Genomic DNA, 18,029 nt, shown 5'->3' on the forward strand with positions numbered 1-18,029 from the left:
CTGATCGATTTCAGTCGATAACATCGGTGTATGCCGATTGATTCTGTGCGGGGCACGTCTGCCGCCGTATCCCTGTTCCATTCCTTGGCTGACCCGAAGCGTCTCCAAATCGTGAGGCGCTTGCGGCAGGGGGAGGCTCGGGTGAGCGATCTCGTGGCCGAGTTGGGTGTGGCGCAGTCCACGGCCTCGGAGCACATGAGCTGCCTGCGTGAATGCGGCCTCGTGGTGGGGCGCGCGGAGGGGCGACAGGTGTTCTACTCCCTGGCCCGGCCGGAGCTGATCGACCTGCTGGAGTCCGCAGAGGCTCTACTGGAAGCGACGGGCTTCCAGGTCGACCTGTGCGGCATGTTCGGAACGGACTCCTGGGACGCAACCGACGCGGATGCCGCGTCGACGGTGAGCCGCGACGCGGGGGCTGCGAAGTGATCGGCACGATCGCCGCGGCGATCGGTTTGTTCGCAGCGACGAACATCGATGACATCGTGGTTTTGACGGTGCTGTTCCTCGCGTCCGCGCGCGGCTCGTTGCCGGCATGGAAGGTCGTCGCGGGGCAGTATCTCGGTTTCGCGACTCTCGTCGCGATCAGCGTGGTCGCTGCCGCCGGTCTGACGATCATTCCGGATGAGTGGGTGGGCCTGCTGGGCCTGATTCCTCTGGCGATCGGTCTGTACGGGCTGATCCGCACCCTGCGCAACAGGGGCGACGATGACGATGACGATGAGGGCTCGATCAGCGCGGTCGGGCTGCTGGGTGTCGCGGGCATCACGATTGCGAACGGCGCGGACAACATCTCGCTGTACACGCCGGTGTTCCGTACCAGCCCGGTCGCGGACACGGTGGTCACGATCATCGTGTTCTTCCTGCTCGTGGCGGTGTGGTGCCTGGTCGCTCGCGTCGTCGGGACGAACAAGACAGTCACGGAGCTGCTCGAGCGGGTCGAGCACTGGCTCGTGCCTGCCGTGTTCATCGGTCTGGGGCTCTTCATCCTGATCGAGTCGGGTGTCCTGCCCCGACTCCTCGAACTCTTCTGATGGCCGCGACGCGCACGGCCGCGTTCCGAGTGGCGGTGGCGGCCGCGCTGATCGCGGCAGCGTTCGCCCTCGATCAGCTCACCAAGAGCTGGGCGCTCACGGAGCTAGGCGACGGGCGCACCATCGAGCTCGCGCTGGGCGCCCGGCTGAAGTTGATCTTCAATCCCGGCGTCGCGTTCGGGATGGGCTCGGAGCTGGGCCCGCCGCTGGCGGTGGGACTGATCGGCATCGCCGGCGCTCTCACGGTCTGGGTCTTCGTGCGTGCCGCTCGAGGCGCGCCGATGGGCGGCACGGCTCTCCTGGCTCTTGCCGCTGGGGGTGGCGCCGGGAACATCTGGGACCGCATCAGCCGCGCAACAGGCACTCCCCTCAGCGGGGAGGTCGTGGACTTCATCGCGGTCGACTGGTTCGCGATCTTCAACGTCGCGGACATCTTCACCACCTGTGGCATCGCCGGCTGGGCTGTCCTCCAGGTCTTCGGCAAGCACGACAGTCCCGAACCGCGCAGGTCCGAAACGTGATCACTTCGCCGCCCCCCGTCCTAACCCCTCGCAAATCCTCCGCGACCGTTCGTCGCGCGACGATCACCGGCCTGACAGAAAGCACCACCGTGACAACCAGCACTCTGATCGCGGTCACCTCGTGAGCGCCCTCACCCGCCGCGCCCTGCTGACCTTCCCTCCGCTCGCCGTGATCGGCTTGGCGACCAGCGGGTGCGCCCGCGATGACCTCGCGGAGCAGTACCGGGGCGGGTCGAACAAGAACTACGTCGCCGGCGACGGCACGGTCATCGAGTGGCCGATTGGCAGCCGCGGCGAGCCGGTGGAGTTCGTGGGAACAGGCGAGACCGGGGAGTCGATCAGCTCGGACGACTATCGCGGGCAGGTGCTCGTTGTGAACTTCTGGTACGCCGCGTGCGCCCCCTGCCGCGCCGAAGCACCCGACCTCCAGGCGCTGCACGAGCAGTACGACGGGAACGGCGCGACGTTTCTGGGGGTCAACGTCCGCGACCAGGCCGAGACGGCCGTGGCGTTCGCGAACACCTACGACATCACCTACCCTTCGATCATCGACACCGACGCCGCGGTGGCTCTCGCGTTCGCTGGGAAGTTCGCCGCGAACGCCGTCCCCACCACCCTCGTCCTCGACGTCGAGGGTCGGCCCGCCGCGCGGATCCTCGGCCGCGTCACGGCCCGCTCGATCCTCGACACCCTCATCGCGGACACCATCGCGGAGGCGGCGTCGTGAACTGGGGAGAGGCCGTGTTCAGCGGCCAACTGTTGCTCGCTGCACCCATCGCGGTCCTCGCCGGGCTCGTCTCGTTCGCGTCCCCGTGCGTGCTGCCCCTCGTTCCCGGCTACCTCGCCTACATCGGCGGGAACCCGGACCTCGCCGCGGGCAGCCGCCGTCGCCTCGTCGCCGGGGTGGGCCTGTTCGTCGCCGGCTTCGCCGTCGTCTTCATCGCCTACGGTGCCGCGTTCGGCGCGCTCGGCACGTGGCTGCTCGAATGGCAGGACACCGTCACCCGCATCCTCGGCGTGCTCGTGATCCTCATGGGTGTCGTGTTCATCGGTCAGGTTCGGTTCCTGCAACGCACGATCCGTCCCCGCTGGAAACCGGCAACCGGACTCGCCGGAGCACCCCTGCTCGGTGTCGTGTTCGGGCTCGGGTGGACGCCCTGCTTCGGACCCACCCTCGCCGCGATCTCCGCGTTGAGCCTGGACGGGGCGTCCGCGGGCCGCGGCGCGCTGCTCGGGCTGCTGTACTGCCTGGGCTTGGGGATCCCGTTCCTGCTGATCGCGCTCGGATTCTCCTGGGCGGCAACCGCGACCAGCTTCCTCAAGCGCCACATCCGCACCATCAACCTCCTCGGCGGAGGGCTGCTGATCCTCATCGGCACCGCGATGGTCACCGGCCTGTGGACCCAGTTGATCTACCGCCTGCAGAACCTCATCAACGGGTTCGTCCTCCCCATCTGACCTTCCATTCCCTCGCCCGACAGGACCGCAGAATGAGCACGCCCACACCCACACCCACACCCACACCCACACCCATGCCCACGCCCACCGAGACCGAACAGTTGACCCGACGCGGGCTGCGCCTCGCGCAGTTCACCGTCGCCTACAACGTCATCGAGGGGATCGTCGCGATCGCGGCGGGCATCGCCGCGGGACTCGTGTCCGTGATCGGGTTCGGCATCGATTCCGGTATCGAATCGATCGCCGCCGTGCTGGTGGGCCTGCGTCTGGCGGCGCGGCTGCGACACGGCGAAGCGGACGAGGCCAAGGAGCGGCGCACGCTGAAATTCGTCGCGGTGACGTTCTTCCTCCTCGCCGCGTACGTGACCATCGAGGGCATCCGGAGCCTGATCGAGGGTGAGGCTCCCGAGTCCTCGCCCGTCAGCATCGTGCTCCTGGCCCTCTCGATCATCGTCATGCCGGTGCTCGCCGGGCTGAAGACCCGCGTCGGGAAGAAGCTCGGTGACCCCCTGATCCTCGCGGACGCCGCAGAGACCCGAATCTGCGTCCTGCTGAGCGTCTCCACCCTCGTCGGACTCGTTCTGTACGCGCTCACCGGTGCGGCGTGGCTGGACCCCGTTGCGGGCTTCGTCATCGCCCTCTTCGCGATCCACGAGGGCCGCGAGGCCTGGGAAGGCGAACTCGTGGAGGACGACGATGATGATGACGACTAGATCAGCAGGCGACGAGCGACAGCAAACACCTCCGCAAGACCAGCACCTCCGTCAATCGGACGCCTGGGCGGCCTGATCGACGCGTCGACATCGCGCGATTGGATCTGGACGCCTTAAAAATGAAGACCCCGCGAGGCGGGGTCTTCGGCTGGCAACGTTCCGGGAACCGGCCCGTTGTGATGATCACGATACACGCGGATCCTGGGCGCTCAACAGGATCCTTATCCCGCCGCGACAGAGAACGGGCGTTCTGTGTGAGCGTCCGCTCGCTGCGCCGTGAGCTATTCGGGCAAGGAATTCACGGGCGCCCGCGGGGCGCAGCACCGGTCACTCGTGACGGGCGGGTCTGGTGGAGGCCGCGCCTCGTGAGACCTCGGGGCTTGAGGATCGACAGTCCGATGATGACGGTGAGGACGATCGCGCCGCCGAGCGTTGCGACGACGAGCTGCGTGCGGGTGCCGTCGAGCGTCGCGGGGATCTGGCCGTTGTGGGCGGCGGCGGCCATCGTCCCGATCAGGCGGGTGTGGATGAGGAGGACTGCGGTCGCGAAGACGGTCAGCCAGAGTTTGATCGCCACCCAGTAGTGACGCAGCAGCCCCCAGTGCGTCCCGAGTCCTTGGAGGATCCCGGTCGCGAGGGAGGTGAGGGCGAACGGCACGATCACGAGCATCCCCACCGGTTCCAGCGCCAGGTACGCGCCGCGCACCACGAGGGGGTCGCTGTTCGTCGCTCCGAGAACGGCGATCGCGAGGAAGGCGCAGACGGCGCCGAACCAGCCGACCGAGACCAGCACGTGCACGGTGAGGGCGAGTTGCCGGGCGCGCGGGGTGAACATCATCAGTGGTTCATCATCTGAGCTCCGCCGCCGGTGAGCAGGTGCACGGCGATGAAGACGATCCCGAGCGCAGCAACGACGAGCGAGAACACCTTCACCCACACAGGTCGCGGCGGCGGAGGCGTGCCGGCGGGGTCGGAGTAACTCATGAGCCACAGCCTAGATAGCGGCCCTGGTCGTCGCGCTGCACGGCGGGCTTGCGGCGGCGCGGTCGCGGGAGGTGCCGCTACTGCTCGTCGGTGTTCTTCTGCTGTGCGTGCGCTTCTTCGAGGTCGAGCTGTCGGGACACGATCTCCCGGTAGGTCGTTCGTCGGACGCGCCGGATCATGTCGACGGACAGCAGGACGGCGGCTCCCGCGACGAGGAAGGTCAGCAGGAAGCCGAAGAGGCCCGGGGTCACGGTGTCCTCGTTGAACGGCGCGGGAGTGGGGGGTCGCCGGGGACGGCGGGGTGGTGGTGAGTTCCGTGAGCAGTTCCAGTAGCAAGAGCGTGTTCCGTTCGTCGGGTGAGCAGGTCGTCGGTGATGTCGGATCCGCGAGGTGCGGCCTCGCGGCGGGTGTCCCGGTGGCGTCCTGCCGGGCCGCGGGAGCGCGCGTGGACAGGTGACGTCTGTGGAGTCGTGCGTGTCCAGGAGTGTCCAGCTCCGGGAATGAACGAGCCTTCAACCCCGTTGTCAGATACCCCGGGGGGGTATACGGTTCGGTGAGGTCGGTTCAGGCCGGAAGGAGTCACGATGGTCAAGCACGAGGGGCATTCGAGCGGGCACGGTGAGCATCACGGGGCGACGCCAATGCCGGCGCAGTCCGAGCACGGCGGCCACGCGATGCCGGGAGAGCGCGGGGCGTCGCACGGTCAGGCCGTGAGTACGGCTCCGGACGGTCACGCCGGGCATCCGGTCAGGAGCGAGCACGGTGACCCTGCCGGTCACCCGGGCCACGGCGAGCACGACGGCCACGCAGGGCACAGCGGTCACGCGGGTCACGGAGGTCACGGTGATCACGTGGGCCAGTTCCGGCGTCTGTTCTGGATCATGTTGGTTTTCGCGGTGCCGGTGGTGGGTTTCAGCGGCATGTTCGCGATGATCCTGGGCTATCCGCTGCCGGAGGCGTCGTGGGTCGCGTGGATCTCGCCGGTGCTGGGCACGGTCATGTACGTGTGGGGCGGCCGGCCGTTCCTTGAAGGCGCGGTGTCGGAGCTGCGCTCGAAGACGCCGGGGATGATGCTGCTGATCGCGTTGGCGATCACCGTCGCGTTCCTCGCGTCGTGGGGTGCAAGCCTGGGGCTGCTGGATCACGAGCTCGATTTCTGGTGGGAGCTCGCGCTGCTGATCGTGATCATGCTGCTCGGGCACTGGATCGAGATGCGCTCCCTCGCACAGACCTCCTCCGCCTTGGATTCCCTCGCGGCGCTGCTGCCGGATGAGGCGGAGCGGGTGCGCGAGAGCGGCGTGGAGAAGGTGTCTCCCGCGGACCTGGTGCAGGGCGACGTCGTGATCGTGCGTCCCGGCGGCCGGGTGCCGGCCGATGGCCGAGTGCTCGAGGGCACCGCGGATATGGACGAGTCGATGATCACCGGGGAGTCCCGAGCGGTCAGCCGAGGACCGGGGTCGATGGTCGTCGCCGGCACGGTCGCCACGGACACGGCCCTGCGGGTGGAGGTGACGGCGGTCGGAGATGACACGGCTCTCGCCGGCATCCAACGCCTGGTCACCGAGGCGCAGAACTCCTCCTCGAGGGCGCAGCGCATCGCGGATGTCGCGGCCGGGTGGCTGTTCTGGTTCGCGTTGGGCGCGGGCGTGATCACCGCGATCGTGTGGTCGCTGCTGGGCAGCCCTGACGAGGCGGTGATCCGCACGATCACGGTCCTGGTGATCGCGTGCCCGCACGCGCTGGGCCTCGCGATCCCGCTGGTGGTGTCCATCGCGACCGAGCGCGCCGCGAAGGGCGGCGTGCTCGTGAAGGACCGTCTGGCGTTGGAGAGCATGCGGACGGTGACCACGGTCCTGTTCGACAAGACCGGCACCCTCACCAAGGGCGAGCCGACGCTGACCGCCGTGCACACCGTCGAGGGTGTGGGCGAGGAGGAGCTGCTTGCGGTCGCCGCGGCGGTGGAGGCGGACAGTGAGCACCCGCTGGCGCGGGCCATCGTGAACGCTGCACGCGACCGCGGTGTGCGGGTGTCGGCGGCGACCGGGTTCGAGGCGTCGACCGCGGTCGGTGTCACCGCGCACGTCGAGGGGCGGGCAGTGAGTGTGGGGGGTCCGTCGATGCTCCGCGCGCACGACGCGGCGCCGCTCGAGCAGACGCGGGCGTGGGAGGCGGAAGGGATGATCATCCTGCACGTGCTCCGCGACGGCCGGGTTATCGGGGCGTTGGGGCTGGCGGATGAGGTGCGGGAGGAGTCCCGGCAGGCGGTCGACGCGCTGCACGCGATCGGCGTGCAGGTGGTCATGATCACCGGTGACGCCGAAGCCGTCGCCCGCACCGTCGCCGACGAGCTCGGCATCGATCGGATGTTCGCCGGCGTGAAGCCTGAGGACAAGGCCGCGAAGGTCATCGAGTTGCAGAAAGAGGGCCGTCGCGTCGCGATGGTCGGGGACGGCGTGAACGACGCTCCCGCTCTCGCGCAGGCGGACGTGGGCATCGCGATCGGCGCCGGCACGGACGTCGCGATCGCCTCCGCCGGCGTCATCCTCGCGTCCGATGATCCGCGATCGGTGTTGTCCGTGATCGAGCTGTCCCGGGCGAGCTACCGGAAGATGAAGCAGAACCTGTGGTGGGCGGCCGGCTACAACCTCCTCTCCGTCCCCCTCGCCGCGGGAGCGCTCGCCCCGATCGGATTCGTTCTGCCCATGTCGGTGGGGGCGCTGCTGATGTCTGCATCGACGGTCGTCGTCGCGGTGAACGCGCAGCTGCTGCGCCGGCTGGATCTCACCCCGGAGGCGAGCACCCGCGCAGCGCGCGAGCGCGGCACGGATGCTCCCCGTCACGAGGACGCGCGCAGCACCGTCCAGCTCGCGCCGTAGTCGCTGCTGGCGACGATGCCGCGCTCGTCGGCGGCGAGGATCCACGACTCCTCACCGCCGACGACCGCGAACGCCTCCGGGATCCCTGTCAGGGTCCCGTGGCTGTCCCAGCCGCCCTCGAGTGCTCCCGTCCAGAGCGTCCCCTCGACGTCGACCCCGACGAGGGCGCCGTCCGGTGTCCCTTCGACCAGATACAGGGCGGGAGCGCCGTCCACAACGCGGAAGCTCGCGCCCGCGTCGTCGCTGACCTGCAGTCCCGCGTCGGTGCTCGCGAGCACCCGGTCCGGGCGCTGAGGGTCCACGGTCAGATCCCGCAGCGCGAGGGCGGCGGTGTCGGTCCAGGTGGCGCCGGAGTCATCGCTGCGGCGGATGATCCCTGTCCCCGCGTCGTACCCGTAGACGCGGGTGCGGGCATCGTCGAGGCTGATGGTCGCGAGGTCGTGGAAGTCTGTTTCACCACTGAGGGACAACGACTCCCAGGTGCGAGCCGCGTCGGTGCTGCTGATCAGCCCGAGGCTGGGGCCGGCTGCGGCCGCGTCCGCGGGGTCGGGGTGCCCGGAGGCGTAGAACACTCCGTCGGACGTGATCGTGAATCCCATCGTGTCCTGCGCGCGATCAGCGATCGGCCCGTCCGCTGACGGGGCCGCTGTGGAGGCCGCCGGATACGTGTCACCGAGGATGTCGGTGTCGATCACCCAGACGCCGGAGTGCGCCGCGGCGTAGGTGAGGCCGGTGACCGGGTCCCAGCCCAGGCCGTGCACGTGCTCCAACCCTTCGGGGGCCGCTGGCCGGTCGGTGACCGCCGAAGCGGTGCAGCCGGTGAGCGCGGCGAGGGCGGCAGCCGCGGCGAGGACACCGGCCACGTGGGAGGGGTGCCTGCTCCTGCCCGCTGGTGCACCGCCGGTGAGGGGTGGGGTGTGCTCAGCCAAGGTCGACTCCGATCTCACTCATGAACGCCTCGGCGTCGATGGAAGTCCCGTCGACGCGTGTCTCGAAGTGCAGGTGGCAGCCGGAGGAGGCGCCGGTGGAGCCGACGAGCGCGATGACGTCGCCGGCAGCGACCTGCTCGCCCACCTCGACCAGCAGCTCGCCGTTGTGCGCGTACCCGGTCTGGATGCCGTCGTCGTTCTCGAGGAGGATCCAGTTGCCGTAGCTGCCCGCGTAGCCGGCTTCTTCGACCGTTCCGTTGGCCGCCGCGAGCACGGGAGTTCCGCACGGCGCCGCCAGATCGGTGCCCTTGTGGAACGCGCTGACACCGGCGACAGGCGCGTCAGGGCGAGGACCGAACGTGCTGGAAATGCGTCCCGCGACAGGGAGAACCCACGCCCCGCTGAGAGTTCCCGCGACCGTTTCCTCCTGCGCGGCGTCCTCGATCAGTTCGGTGGCGACCACGGTGGGGACGAGCACTTCGGGTTTGGCTTCCGCTGCGAAGGCGTCCCGGGTGACGGTTTGCTGGACTGCGCCGGCGGCGACGAACGTCTGAGGCTGCGCCGCAACACCGGGCGCGGCACTCGAAAGGTTTCTGCCCGTGTCGACGGCGAACGCGGGCATGGACGAGGTCGCGGCGATCATCGCGACCAGTGTCATCGCGCACACGGCCGAGAATCGAGGCCGCGCTCCGCGCATTCCTGCGGGCGCGGGACGTGGCCGCGCCGCGGCGCGGGCGGCGCGTTGCAGCTCTCGCGCATCCGACAGAGACGGAGCAGCGTACGTGCGCCGCCGACCTGAAACGCCGGCCGGCGGCGGAGCGTCTGGACCGGCGGATGCGGTGGAGCGGTTCGCGCTTCGCCGGCTCGTGGAGTGGTTCGGGCTGAAGCCGATCACCGGGCGCCTCCCGGCCCAAGCGGAACGGTGAACGAAGTGACGTGGTGCATGAAGGAGCATTTCTGATCGTGCGCACGGGGGCGCGAAGAGGAGGGACCCGGGGATCGCCAGGTACGGCGACCCCCGGGCGGGCGCGGCGAAAAGCGCGCCCGGGCGGGCCGCAGCTACGGCTGCGCCTGCCCTGGGGAAAGGATGAGTCGGGTCAGCGGGTGGCGAGGAGGTCTTGCATGGTCGCGATCTCCTCCGTCTGCGTCTGCACGATCGTGTTCGCGAGCTTGATCGCGTCGGGGTTCTGACCGTCGTTGATCTCGGTCTTCGCCATCTCCACCGCGCCCTCGTGGTGCTGCATCATCTGCTCGAGGAACAGCTTCTCGGCGTCTACGCCGGTGGCGTCCTCGAGGGCGGACATGTCTTCGTCGGACATCATCCCGTCCATGCTGTGGTCCATCCCGGACATCGAGTCATCGCCGCCCCAGGCGGTGATCCACTCCTCGAGCTGGGTGATCTCCGGGCCCTGCGCGTCCTTGATCTGGGTCGCGAGGTCGGTGACGTCGGCGCTGATGCCGTCCTTCGCGAGGATCATGTCGGCCATTTCCACCGCCTGTTCGTGGTGGGGCTTCATCATCGTCGCGAACGTGACGTCCTGGTCGTTGAAGTCCTGCCCCGCGTCCGCAGAGGAAGACGGCGCGGCCGTCGCGGAAGAGCTGCTGCCGCTCATCCCGTTCATCCCGCTCGTTCCCGAGGAGGTATCCGAGGAGCAGGAGGCGAGAGTGATCGCGGTGGCCAGGACGAGAGTGCTCGTCAGAAGAGTGCGCGTGGTGGTCATGAGGGTCGTGTCCGTTCAGTCGGTGTGAAGAAGTCGCCAGGAACCGCGCGGAAAAGGGCGCGGTGGTGTGACTGCCGCAGACGCAGCAGCAGCGGAGGCGACTCAGGTTCGACTGATCGAGAGGACCGTCAACGACGGCAAATAGATGTGGAAGCGTGCCCTCGGCAGCAGACGCACCAGCTGCGGACCCGCGTCCAAGACGCGCGCGTACAGGGCCGGCGTCCGCGCCAGGAGCACCAGGGCGGTGAGCAGGAACACGATCACGCAGGTGGCCGCCATCAGCGCGCAACTCATCGCGCAGCTCTCATCGCACGGGATCATCGGGACCAGCACGCCGGGCGTGGAATCACCTGCCGAGTGATGCGTCTCCGCTGGGCGTGCCACCGGCGACGCCTCGGCATGCGCGGCCGACTGGGCGTAGGCGTGGTCGCTGACCGCCGTCGTATCGGTGTGGCTGCCCATCATCGACTGCATCGCGAACACGCCCAGCAGCAGAGCCATCAGCGTGAGAACGACCATGACGGCGCGCATCACCGGCGCCGGCGTCGACGAGAGGATCCGCATCATGAGCCTCACCTCCCGCGTCGTCCATCGCTGCCGCAACGTCGCCCAGAGAACGACGAAAAATACCCCCCTAGAGTATGCAGAGAGCGACCAGATCGGCTGACAGGAGCCTCCGTAACGGGAAGGACACCGTGACTCACGACTCGGACCGGGAGAGCACCGCCACTCACGGCTACATTTTCGACAAGGACCAGTACCTGCGCCGACTGCGCCGCATCGAGGGGCAAGCACGCGGGCTGCAGAACATGGTCGAGGACGAGCAGTACTGCATCAAGATCCTCACCCAGATCTCCGCCATGACCAGCGCCCTCGAATCCGTCGCCCTCGGCCTACTCGATGACCACCTCAACCACTGCGTCCTCGAAGCCGCGACGCTCGGCGGCGACGAAGCGAAGATCAAGCTCCAAGAAGCATCCGACGCCATCGCCCGACTCGTCCGCTCCTAAGCCAACGCCAACGTGGGCAGACCAAGAGACCTTTCCCCGACAGGGGTGACACGCCGCCGTACGAGAACGCCGCCATGGAGCGCGGCAAACCACACCGTGGACGAGCCCGGGGCGGCCGGTCACCGGTGAGCGATTGCTCGCGCGGGCGGAACACGTTGCGCGGATCGCCGTTGATTGATGTGCCGCTCCTCTACTTGTGCAGAGGAGTCAAGGGGCGCCGCCCGTCCAGCCGTCGCTTCCACTTTCGTCAGATAATCGACAGATGTCCCGAACGACGACGCCTCGCGCTGGGCAGCACGCGTGGTTCATCCGCTACGTCAGCACGAGCGAAGGGTGGGCGCCGGAGACGATTCGCGGACATGTGGAAGAGCGCACCGCCACGGGGTGGATCCTGCAGATCGGCGCGGAACGGCATGAGGTCGCCGAGAGCGAGTGGGCCGTCTACTGCCCCTGAGCCGGCGCCGGGCAGGAAGCTTCGCTGTCAGCTCTCCTCGGATCAGGAGGACTGACGGCGCTTCGGAGACGGAGATGACGAAAGCGGGTCCCGTCTCCTTTTCGCCTGGGGGACGTTCTCAGAGGCGTGAGCGATCGGCGCCGCCAATCGACTCGATACGCTCGGCGAATGATCGACGCACGCCCTCGCCCCACGCGTCGCCGATGGCCGGTCGTCGTCGCCGTCGTTGCTGCGGCACTCCTGTATGCGACTGTCGTGCTGACTTACGCAGGCGGCATTCGGGAGTCGAGCGATGGCTGCGAGACGGTCATCGCGGGCGATGACCCCGTCACCGTGAAGCTGCAGCCGGCGGCAGTGAATGCGGCCCGTCAGAGGCTCGAGTTCCAGCTGACCCTGGTGCCTTCCGAGAGCCTGACCTCCTCCGACGGCTACACGGCCACCGAGACGATCAGCTTGGTGACCTTCCCGGTCGACGGATCGAGCGTTCTGACGTTCCCGGCGGGTGAGGTGCTCGAGAGCTCGACGCAATCGGACTACGCCGAGGGAATCGTCGAGGAATGGCCCTTCGACAGTTACCGGGCCGACCTCACGACCTTCGCTTTCACCGGCGAGGATGACCATCAGGATGGCCACGAGCACACCGCTCTCCCCACCCGAGTCTGCCTCGACGATGCCGTGCCGGGATGGCAGCTGCACACCGTGACGATCGAGCACCCCGCGAACACCGTGCCCACGGCTGGCGGCCTTCGACCACTGCCCTCCGTGGAGATCACGGCGACCCGCTCGGCGAGCACGGTCGCCTTCGGGATCGTGCTGCTCGGGTTGATGGCGGCCACTCCGGTGCTGGTCCTGTTCGTCGCCATCAGCGCATACACCGGCCGCCGAAAGGTGGAGGCCACCCTCACGAGCTGGATCGGCGCGATGCTCTTCGCCGTCATTCCGCTGCGGAACTTCCTGCCCGGTGCGCCACCGGTCGGTTCTTGGATCGACTACCTCGTGGTGCTGTGGGTGATCGCGGGGCTCGTCACTGGACTTGCGATCTATATCCTCGCGTGGAATCGCTGGGGACACGGGGCCACCTCAGGGACGTCGAGTGTCTCCGGATCCGACGGTCCCTGAGGCGCGGTATGGGTGTGCTGCGCTGCCAGTCCCCTCACGTTGTAGCGCCCGTCGCTGTTGCCTTAACCGGCCCCCGCGACCGAGGTCCGCCTGCATGACGAGCCGGTCCTGGCGTCTCTCTACGAGCTTCCTGACAGGCCAACCTCGGGCTTCGCGCACCCGCAGATTCTCGTCGTGACAGGTGAAACGGACGATTCATCCCAGGCAAATTAGTCAGCGGTGACTGTATTGTCCTCGCATGATGATCGCCGCTTCGCGTCTCGACGGCGTAGGCGCCGGGCTCGACCTGATCGCGTGGGTCGCGGTCGGCGGTGGGGTGGTGGTGTGAACCGCCGATCGGATCGCAACTCGCGGACAAGATCCACCGTTCTATCGACTCTGCTCTGGCTCGCGATGATCGCGGCCGCGTCCGGTGCTGGTCGGCTGCTGGATGGGTGGGGCTGGTTGGTGCAGCTCGCTTTCGCGGTCGGCGTCACCCTCGCGGTCCCGGCCGGGGCTCGAGCGCTCCGGGCGCATCCGGTGCTTCCGCCGGTCTTGGCGAGCGTGACTGCCGTCGCCGTCATCACCGCGATGTTCGTCCCTGCTCGTGCCCTGCTCTTTCTCGTCCCTACGGTCGGCTCGGTGCAAGATGCGCAGCTGCTTGCTGAGGCAGGTTTCGCCTCGATTGCTCAGCAGGGCCTGCCGGCCGTTGCTGATACCGGCATCGTCTTCCTTCTCGTCGGTGGGGTCGTGGTGCTCGCCTGGGCGAGCGACCTCTTTGCATTCTCGGTGCGCCTGCCCGCGTTGGCGGGCGTTTTTCCGGCTGTGCTGCTCGCGGTTCCAGCGGTGATTGATCCTGCGGAGGTGTCCTGGGCGAGCCTGGTCGTGACGGGTCTTCTCTATGCGGCGATTCTCGCTGTGAGCGCCCGCCCCGAGCGCAGGTATCGGCTCACGCTCGCCTCGGCCGCGCCTTCCGTGGCCGTTGCCGGCGTGGTGGTGCTCGCGGCAGCGGCCCTCTCGGGCTCGGCAGCCGGATACATGCGCACGTCAGCATCCTCGGACATCTCGGGAACGCTGTTCAACGGATCGATCAACCCGGTTGTCGCACTGGGCGCTGATCTCCGTCAACCGAACCCCGTGACCGTCCTCCGCTACGCAACCGACTCCGATCTGCCGGTCTATCTGCGGGTGCTCACCGTCTCTGACTTCGAGGGCGAGAACTGGGCGCCGAGCGACACGGAGGAGACCTCGCCGATCGACGCGCCGATCACTCCGGAGGGCCTGACGGAGAGCGTCCCGCGCACCACGGAGCAGGTCGAAGTGTCCATCGAGACTCTGCGGAGCCAGTGGCTTCCCGTCCCGTATCCGGTCGCCTCACTCGAGGGCGTCGGTGATGGCTGGCTGCAGGATGTGCAGGACGGATCCATTCGCGGCGACACGACTACTCGTGCAGGCGACGAGTACCAAGTCCAGGCCCTGCGCCTCGATCCGGATCCGCAACAACTCCTCAACGCCCCGGCTCCGTCCGGATTTGATCGATACCTTTCCCTCCCGGGCGACGTGCCCGAGATCGTGGGCACCACGGCTGTGGAGGTGACGGCCGATGACACGAACGCCTACGACCAGGCGCGGTCGCTGCAGTCCTTCTTCCGCTCCTCGGAGTTCACTTACTCGGAGGACACTCCGGCAGAGGAAGGCTACGACGGCGATGGAGTCGGTGTGCTGGAGGATTTCCTGAGGGTTCGTGAGGGATATTGCGTGCATTTCGCGTCGGCGATGGCCGTGATGGCGCGCGAGCTCGGCATCCCCTCGCGACTTGCGATCGGTTATCAGCCGGGCTCTGTCGTTCCGTCGCAAGGTACTGACTTGACCACCTACCGTGTGATGTCCTCTGATCTGCATTCCTGGCCGGAGCTCTACTTCGAAGGCGTCGGCTGGCTGCCCTTCGAGCCGACCCCCAGCCGTGGTGCGCCCGCGTCCTACACGCTCCCGGGAGCGACATCGGCTACCAGCTCGAGCACGCCGGGCGCTGCCGCCGCGCCCGCGCCGAGCGCTACTCCGCAAGCCAGCGCCGCGCCCGCCGCGACGGCACCGGCCTCCTCCGTTGCAGGAGAAGCCGGCGGAACGGCAGGGACACCCTCAACGCCGGCGGTTGCCGCCTGGGTCTTGCTCGCACTGCTCTTGCTTGCGCCGTGGCTGCTGCGGATCGACCAACGCGCCGCCAGGCGGCGGGCGGCGGCGGCAGGGTCGACGGAGGCTGCGTGGTCGGAGGTCCTCGCGAGCGCGCGGGACCTGGACGTCCCGGTCAAGGAACACAGCACCCTTCGCGTCCAGGAGGGCTTCGTCGCGGACGCGATCAAGGGGGATGAGCAGGCTCGCGACGAACTCCGCAGGCTCCGCCGGGCGCTCGAACGGGTGCGCTACGCGCCGGAGGCGGACGATGGCTGCACCACATGGGAGGCCGCCTCACGCGTCGTCGCCGCGCTGCGCGCGGACGCAGGTGTGCGACACCGGCTCTTCGCCGCTTTCGTCCCGAGATCGACTCTCGGAATGCTCACGCGGATCCGGCGCCCCAGAACCGACCTGTGATCACGAGTGACGGTGGAGTCTCCTTCTCTTGACGTTCACGCGCAACGGCTGGGGAGAACCCAGCGCGTTGAGTCGCGTTCACCCGGCAGGCGTCTGCTGTCCACTCGTGAGACTCCGTGGCGGAGTGACCTGGAGGTGGTCTGTTTGGGCCAAGAATCTTCAGGGAGTTCACGACGTGACACGACTCTTCCGCTCCGCGAACCGCGGGCGCTCCGCGGTGGCCCTCACGGCCGCCGCTCTGATCTGCGGAGCGGCCCTCGCCGCTCCCAGCATCGCCACCGCTGCCGGCTCCGCTGACCTCTCAGCCACCGGTGGCGCCGCCCGCATCTCCCCGGTCGACGCCGACCTCTCCGATTCGCTCCGCGCCGAGATCAAGGAGCAGGATGCGAAGAACGTCATCCTCCTCATCGGCGACGGCATGGGCGACTCCGAGATCACCGTGGCCCGCAACTACCAGTACGGCGCGGCCGGCCGCTTCCCGGGCATCGACGCCCTCCCGATCACCGGTCAGTACACGACCTACTCGCTCTACCGCGCCGACGACCCCGCCACCGGTGCGGTCAAGGGCGCCCCGGACTACGTGCCCGACTCCGCCGCCACCGGCAGCGCCTGGGCGACCGGCACCAAGACCTACGACAACGCGGTCTCGGTCGATATCGACCAGAACCGGAAGGACACCCTGCTGGAGATCGCGAAGGCGAACGGACTGAAGACCGGCAACGTGACCACGTCCGAGATCCAGGACGCGACGCCCGCTGTGCAGGCCGCGCACGTGGACGCGCGCAGCTGCTACGGGCCCGACAGCGCAAGCTGCGGGAACGACGCGCTCGAGAACGGTGGACTCGGCTCGATCAGTGAGCAGATCCTCGGCACTCGCGCCGACCTGACCCTTGGTGGTGGCTCGGCAAGCTTCGGTCAGACCGCGAAGGCCGGCGACTGGGCCGGTCAGACTTTGTTCCAGCAGGCGGATGAGCGCGGCTATCAGGTGCTCGGCGATGCGACCACCGCCGGCACGGCCGCCCAGCTCGAAGCCCTCACCGTCGCCGACCAGGACGCTCCCGTCCTCGGTCTCTTCGGCTCGGGCAACCTGCCCGTCCGCTACGCGCCGACCCCCGCCACTGTCGGAGGCGGCGACGCCGCTCCGCAGACCTGCGTCGCCAACCCGACGCGCCCCGCGGACCAGCCCACTCTTCGCTCGATGACCGAGAAGGCGATCGACCTACTCGACACCGGCGACAAGGGCTTCTTCCTCCAGGTCGAGGGCGCCAGCATCGACAAGCAGGACCACGCCGCGAACGCTTGCGGTCAGATCGGTGAGACCGTCGACCTCGACGAGGCCGTTCAGGCCGCTCTCGCCTTCGCGAAGGCCGACGGCAACACGCTCGTCATCGTCACCGCCGACCACGCCCACACCAGCCAGATCGTGGACAGCACGCCCCCCACGTCGCTCAGCACCGCGCTGAAGACCGCTGACGGCAGCACGATGAAGGTCTCGTACGGCACGGGCGCCGAGGGCAGCTCGCAGCAGCACACCGGCTCGCAGCTGCGCATCGCCGGCTACGGACCCGGCGCGGCCAACGTCGCCGGCCTCACCGACCAGACCGACACGTTCTTCACCATCTCGAACGCGCTGGGCCTGGACCGCGACGTCGACTCGCTGAGCTTCAACGCGACCGCCGAGCTCTCGGGCACTACGTTCGCGCCCGGCGAGAAGATCACCCTGACCGCGAAGGATTTCAACGGCGACACTCAGCTGGTCGGCTCCGCTCCGATGTTCACGGAGCGCACCGCGACGCAGGATCTCGTCGACGGAGGCCTCGTCGTCTCCGCGAAGGCGCCCACCACCCCCGGCGACTACACCGTCACGGTGACCGGCGCCCAGACCGGCAAGGCCATCTCACTGCCGTTCACGGTCACCAAGTAGATCCGCGCGCGCCGCTTCTTCACTACTGAAGAGCGATGACGCAGGAAGGGCCGCCCCTCGGGGCGGCCCTTTCTCGTGTACGTGGACAGCAGATGGGAGAAGGTGTTCGGGTCTGCTGTCACCGCGTGTTGCGATCCGGTGCTGCAGGTGTGGCTCGGATACCACTCATCGGTGAGGAGGTCATCGCCCAGGCGATGAAGCCGCAGGTGGTGAAGATGTCCGCGACGTTGAAGATGGAGAACCATTCGACGGCGAGAAAGTCGATGACTTCGCCGGTCAGCGGACCGTTCTGCGCGCGGGAGATGCGATCCCACAGATTTCCGAGCGCGCCGCCGGCCACGACCGCCAGAAAGACGGTGCCCGGCAGTGAGGAGCGTCGGATCAGCCTGAGCGCGATCCACACGCAGAGCGCGCTGATGATCAGCATGAGGCCGATGACGAGCGGCGCTCCGACGTCGGCGCCGATTCCGAAGGCCACTCCGGGGTTGAAGTGCAGCTCGAGACTGAAGCCGGGCGCAAAGGGGATCACGCTGCCGTCGGAGAGCGAGTCGAGCGCCCAGATTTTTGTGGCCCTATCGATGGCGAAGGCCCCGACAAGAGCTGCAGCGACGAGGACGATCCGCCCGACGCCAGGCGCGGCAGTAGTGGTGGGTGTCTGCATGTCAGGCGCATCCTGTGCTGTTCGAGGACCGGCAGGTCATGGGTCGGAGCGTGATCGGTT

At 68.2% G+C, this 18,029-nt stretch carries 21 protein-coding genes; 13 read left to right on the forward strand and 8 right to left on the reverse strand.

The features are described from left to right. Positions 1-30 precede the first annotated feature (30 nt). From GSU68_RS18770 to GSU68_RS18795, 6 genes are all read left to right on the forward strand, one after another. Complete coding sequence (locus tag GSU68_RS18770) at positions 31-426, forward strand: metalloregulator ArsR/SmtB family transcription factor (RefSeq protein ID WP_159910450.1); 396 nt, start codon at positions 31-33, stop codon at positions 424-426. After that, entirely contained in the window at positions 423-1,031 is a 609-nt protein-coding gene (locus GSU68_RS18775; protein WP_104313612.1) for a cadmium resistance transporter, read from the forward strand. The genes GSU68_RS18770 and GSU68_RS18775 overlap by 4 nt, the downstream gene beginning before the upstream one ends. Beyond that, complete coding sequence (locus GSU68_RS18780; protein ID WP_159910451.1) at positions 1,031-1,552, forward strand: signal peptidase II; 522 nt, start codon at positions 1,031-1,033, stop codon at positions 1,550-1,552. Before GSU68_RS18775 ends, GSU68_RS18780 begins: the two co-directional genes overlap by 1 nt. A gap of 121 nt (positions 1,553-1,673) precedes the next feature. Then, positions 1,674-2,279 (forward strand): TlpA disulfide reductase family protein, encoded by a 606-nt coding sequence (locus GSU68_RS18785; protein WP_104313610.1) that lies wholly within the window; start codon positions 1,674-1,676, stop codon positions 2,277-2,279. 32 nt (positions 2,280-2,311) lie between these two features. Beyond that, the gene (locus tag GSU68_RS18790) at positions 2,312-3,010 is read left to right on the forward strand and encodes a cytochrome c biogenesis protein CcdA (protein WP_244259537.1); all 699 of its coding nucleotides are present in this window, start codon (positions 2,312-2,314) and stop codon (positions 3,008-3,010) included. A 74-nt stretch (positions 3,011-3,084) separates the two neighbouring features. After that, a complete protein-coding gene (locus GSU68_RS18795; RefSeq protein WP_159910505.1) occupies positions 3,085-3,723 on the forward strand; it encodes a cation transporter in 639 nt (212 codons plus the stop codon). Between the two features lie 298 nt (positions 3,724-4,021). Here GSU68_RS18795 and GSU68_RS18800 read toward each other — a convergent pair whose 3' ends face one another. From GSU68_RS18800 to GSU68_RS18810, 3 genes are all read right to left on the reverse strand, one after another. Further along, on the reverse strand, positions 4,022-4,561 hold the full coding sequence (locus tag GSU68_RS18800; protein ID WP_348272523.1) for a DUF2269 domain-containing protein: 540 nt from the start codon (positions 4,559-4,561) through the stop codon (positions 4,022-4,024). Next, on the reverse strand, positions 4,561-4,707 hold the full coding sequence (locus GSU68_RS18805; RefSeq protein WP_159910452.1) for a hypothetical protein: 147 nt from the start codon (positions 4,705-4,707) through the stop codon (positions 4,561-4,563). Before GSU68_RS18805 ends, GSU68_RS18800 begins: the two co-directional genes overlap by 1 nt. Before the next feature lie 77 nt (positions 4,708-4,784). After that, complete coding sequence (locus GSU68_RS18810) at positions 4,785-4,958, reverse strand: hypothetical protein (protein ID WP_159910453.1); 174 nt, start codon at positions 4,956-4,958, stop codon at positions 4,785-4,787. Positions 4,959-5,381: 423 nt separating this feature from the next. Here GSU68_RS18810 and GSU68_RS18815 point away from each other — a divergent pair, with 423 nt between their 5' ends. After that, on the forward strand, positions 5,382-7,583 hold the full coding sequence (locus GSU68_RS18815) for a heavy metal translocating P-type ATPase (protein ID WP_244259538.1): 2,202 nt from the start codon (positions 5,382-5,384) through the stop codon (positions 7,581-7,583). On the opposite strand, the gene GSU68_RS18820 is transcribed toward GSU68_RS18815, so the two are convergent. From GSU68_RS18820 to GSU68_RS20120, 3 genes are all read right to left on the reverse strand, one after another. Next, positions 7,544-8,512 carry a F510_1955 family glycosylhydrolase gene (locus GSU68_RS18820; RefSeq protein WP_159910455.1) on the reverse strand — a complete coding sequence of 323 codons (969 nt, stop codon included), beginning with the start codon at positions 8,510-8,512 and terminating at the stop codon, positions 7,544-7,546. The two genes, GSU68_RS18815 and GSU68_RS18820, sit on opposite strands and share 40 nt — an antisense overlap. After that, on the reverse strand, positions 8,505-9,155 hold the full coding sequence (locus tag GSU68_RS18825; RefSeq protein ID WP_159910456.1) for a M23 family metallopeptidase: 651 nt from the start codon (positions 9,153-9,155) through the stop codon (positions 8,505-8,507). Before GSU68_RS18825 ends, GSU68_RS18820 begins: the two co-directional genes overlap by 8 nt. Positions 9,156-9,609: 454 nt before the next feature. Continuing rightward, positions 9,610-9,999 (reverse strand): DUF305 domain-containing protein, encoded by a 390-nt coding sequence (locus tag GSU68_RS20120; protein ID WP_347812548.1) that lies wholly within the window; start codon positions 9,997-9,999, stop codon positions 9,610-9,612. Here GSU68_RS20120 and GSU68_RS20125 point away from each other — a divergent pair. Then, positions 9,989-10,261 carry a hypothetical protein gene (locus GSU68_RS20125; RefSeq protein WP_347812547.1) on the forward strand — a complete coding sequence of 91 codons (273 nt, stop codon included), beginning with the start codon at positions 9,989-9,991 and terminating at the stop codon, positions 10,259-10,261. The genes GSU68_RS20120 and GSU68_RS20125 overlap by 11 nt on opposite strands. Positions 10,262-10,335: 74 nt before the next feature. Here GSU68_RS20125 and GSU68_RS18835 read toward each other — a convergent pair whose 3' ends face one another. Continuing rightward, positions 10,336-10,800, reverse strand: a complete 465-nt coding sequence (locus GSU68_RS18835; protein WP_132438416.1) for a hypothetical protein — start codon at positions 10,798-10,800, stop codon at positions 10,336-10,338. 128 nt (positions 10,801-10,928) lie between these two features. Between GSU68_RS18835 and GSU68_RS18840 the strand changes: the two genes are divergently transcribed. From GSU68_RS18840 to phoA, 5 genes are all read left to right on the forward strand, one after another. Further along, complete coding sequence (locus tag GSU68_RS18840) at positions 10,929-11,243, forward strand: metal-sensitive transcriptional regulator (RefSeq protein ID WP_244259526.1); 315 nt, start codon at positions 10,929-10,931, stop codon at positions 11,241-11,243. A gap of 262 nt (positions 11,244-11,505) precedes the next feature. Beyond that, on the forward strand, positions 11,506-11,697 hold the full coding sequence (locus GSU68_RS18845) for a hypothetical protein (protein WP_132438418.1): 192 nt from the start codon (positions 11,506-11,508) through the stop codon (positions 11,695-11,697). Between the two features lie 168 nt (positions 11,698-11,865). Then, positions 11,866-12,816 (forward strand): DUF4436 family protein, encoded by a 951-nt coding sequence (locus GSU68_RS18850; RefSeq protein ID WP_132438419.1) that lies wholly within the window; start codon positions 11,866-11,868, stop codon positions 12,814-12,816. Between the two features lie 393 nt (positions 12,817-13,209). After that, entirely contained in the window at positions 13,210-15,384 is a 2,175-nt protein-coding gene (locus GSU68_RS18855) for a DUF3488 and transglutaminase-like domain-containing protein (protein WP_159910458.1), read from the forward strand. Positions 15,385-15,622: 238 nt separating this feature from the next. Further along, on the forward strand, positions 15,623-17,308 hold the full coding sequence (gene phoA / locus GSU68_RS18860) for an alkaline phosphatase (protein WP_244259539.1): 1,686 nt from the start codon (positions 15,623-15,625) through the stop codon (positions 17,306-17,308). A gap of 118 nt (positions 17,309-17,426) precedes the next feature. Here phoA and GSU68_RS18865 read toward each other — a convergent pair whose 3' ends face one another. After that, positions 17,427-17,969 carry a signal peptidase II gene (locus tag GSU68_RS18865; RefSeq protein ID WP_132438422.1) on the reverse strand — a complete coding sequence of 181 codons (543 nt, stop codon included), beginning with the start codon at positions 17,967-17,969 and terminating at the stop codon, positions 17,427-17,429. Positions 17,970-18,029 lie beyond the last annotated feature (60 nt).

It is taken from the genome of Rathayibacter sp. VKM Ac-2759 (genome assembly GCF_009834225.1).
In the GTDB taxonomy this organism is placed as follows: Bacteria; Actinomycetota; Actinomycetes; order Actinomycetales; family Microbacteriaceae; genus Rathayibacter.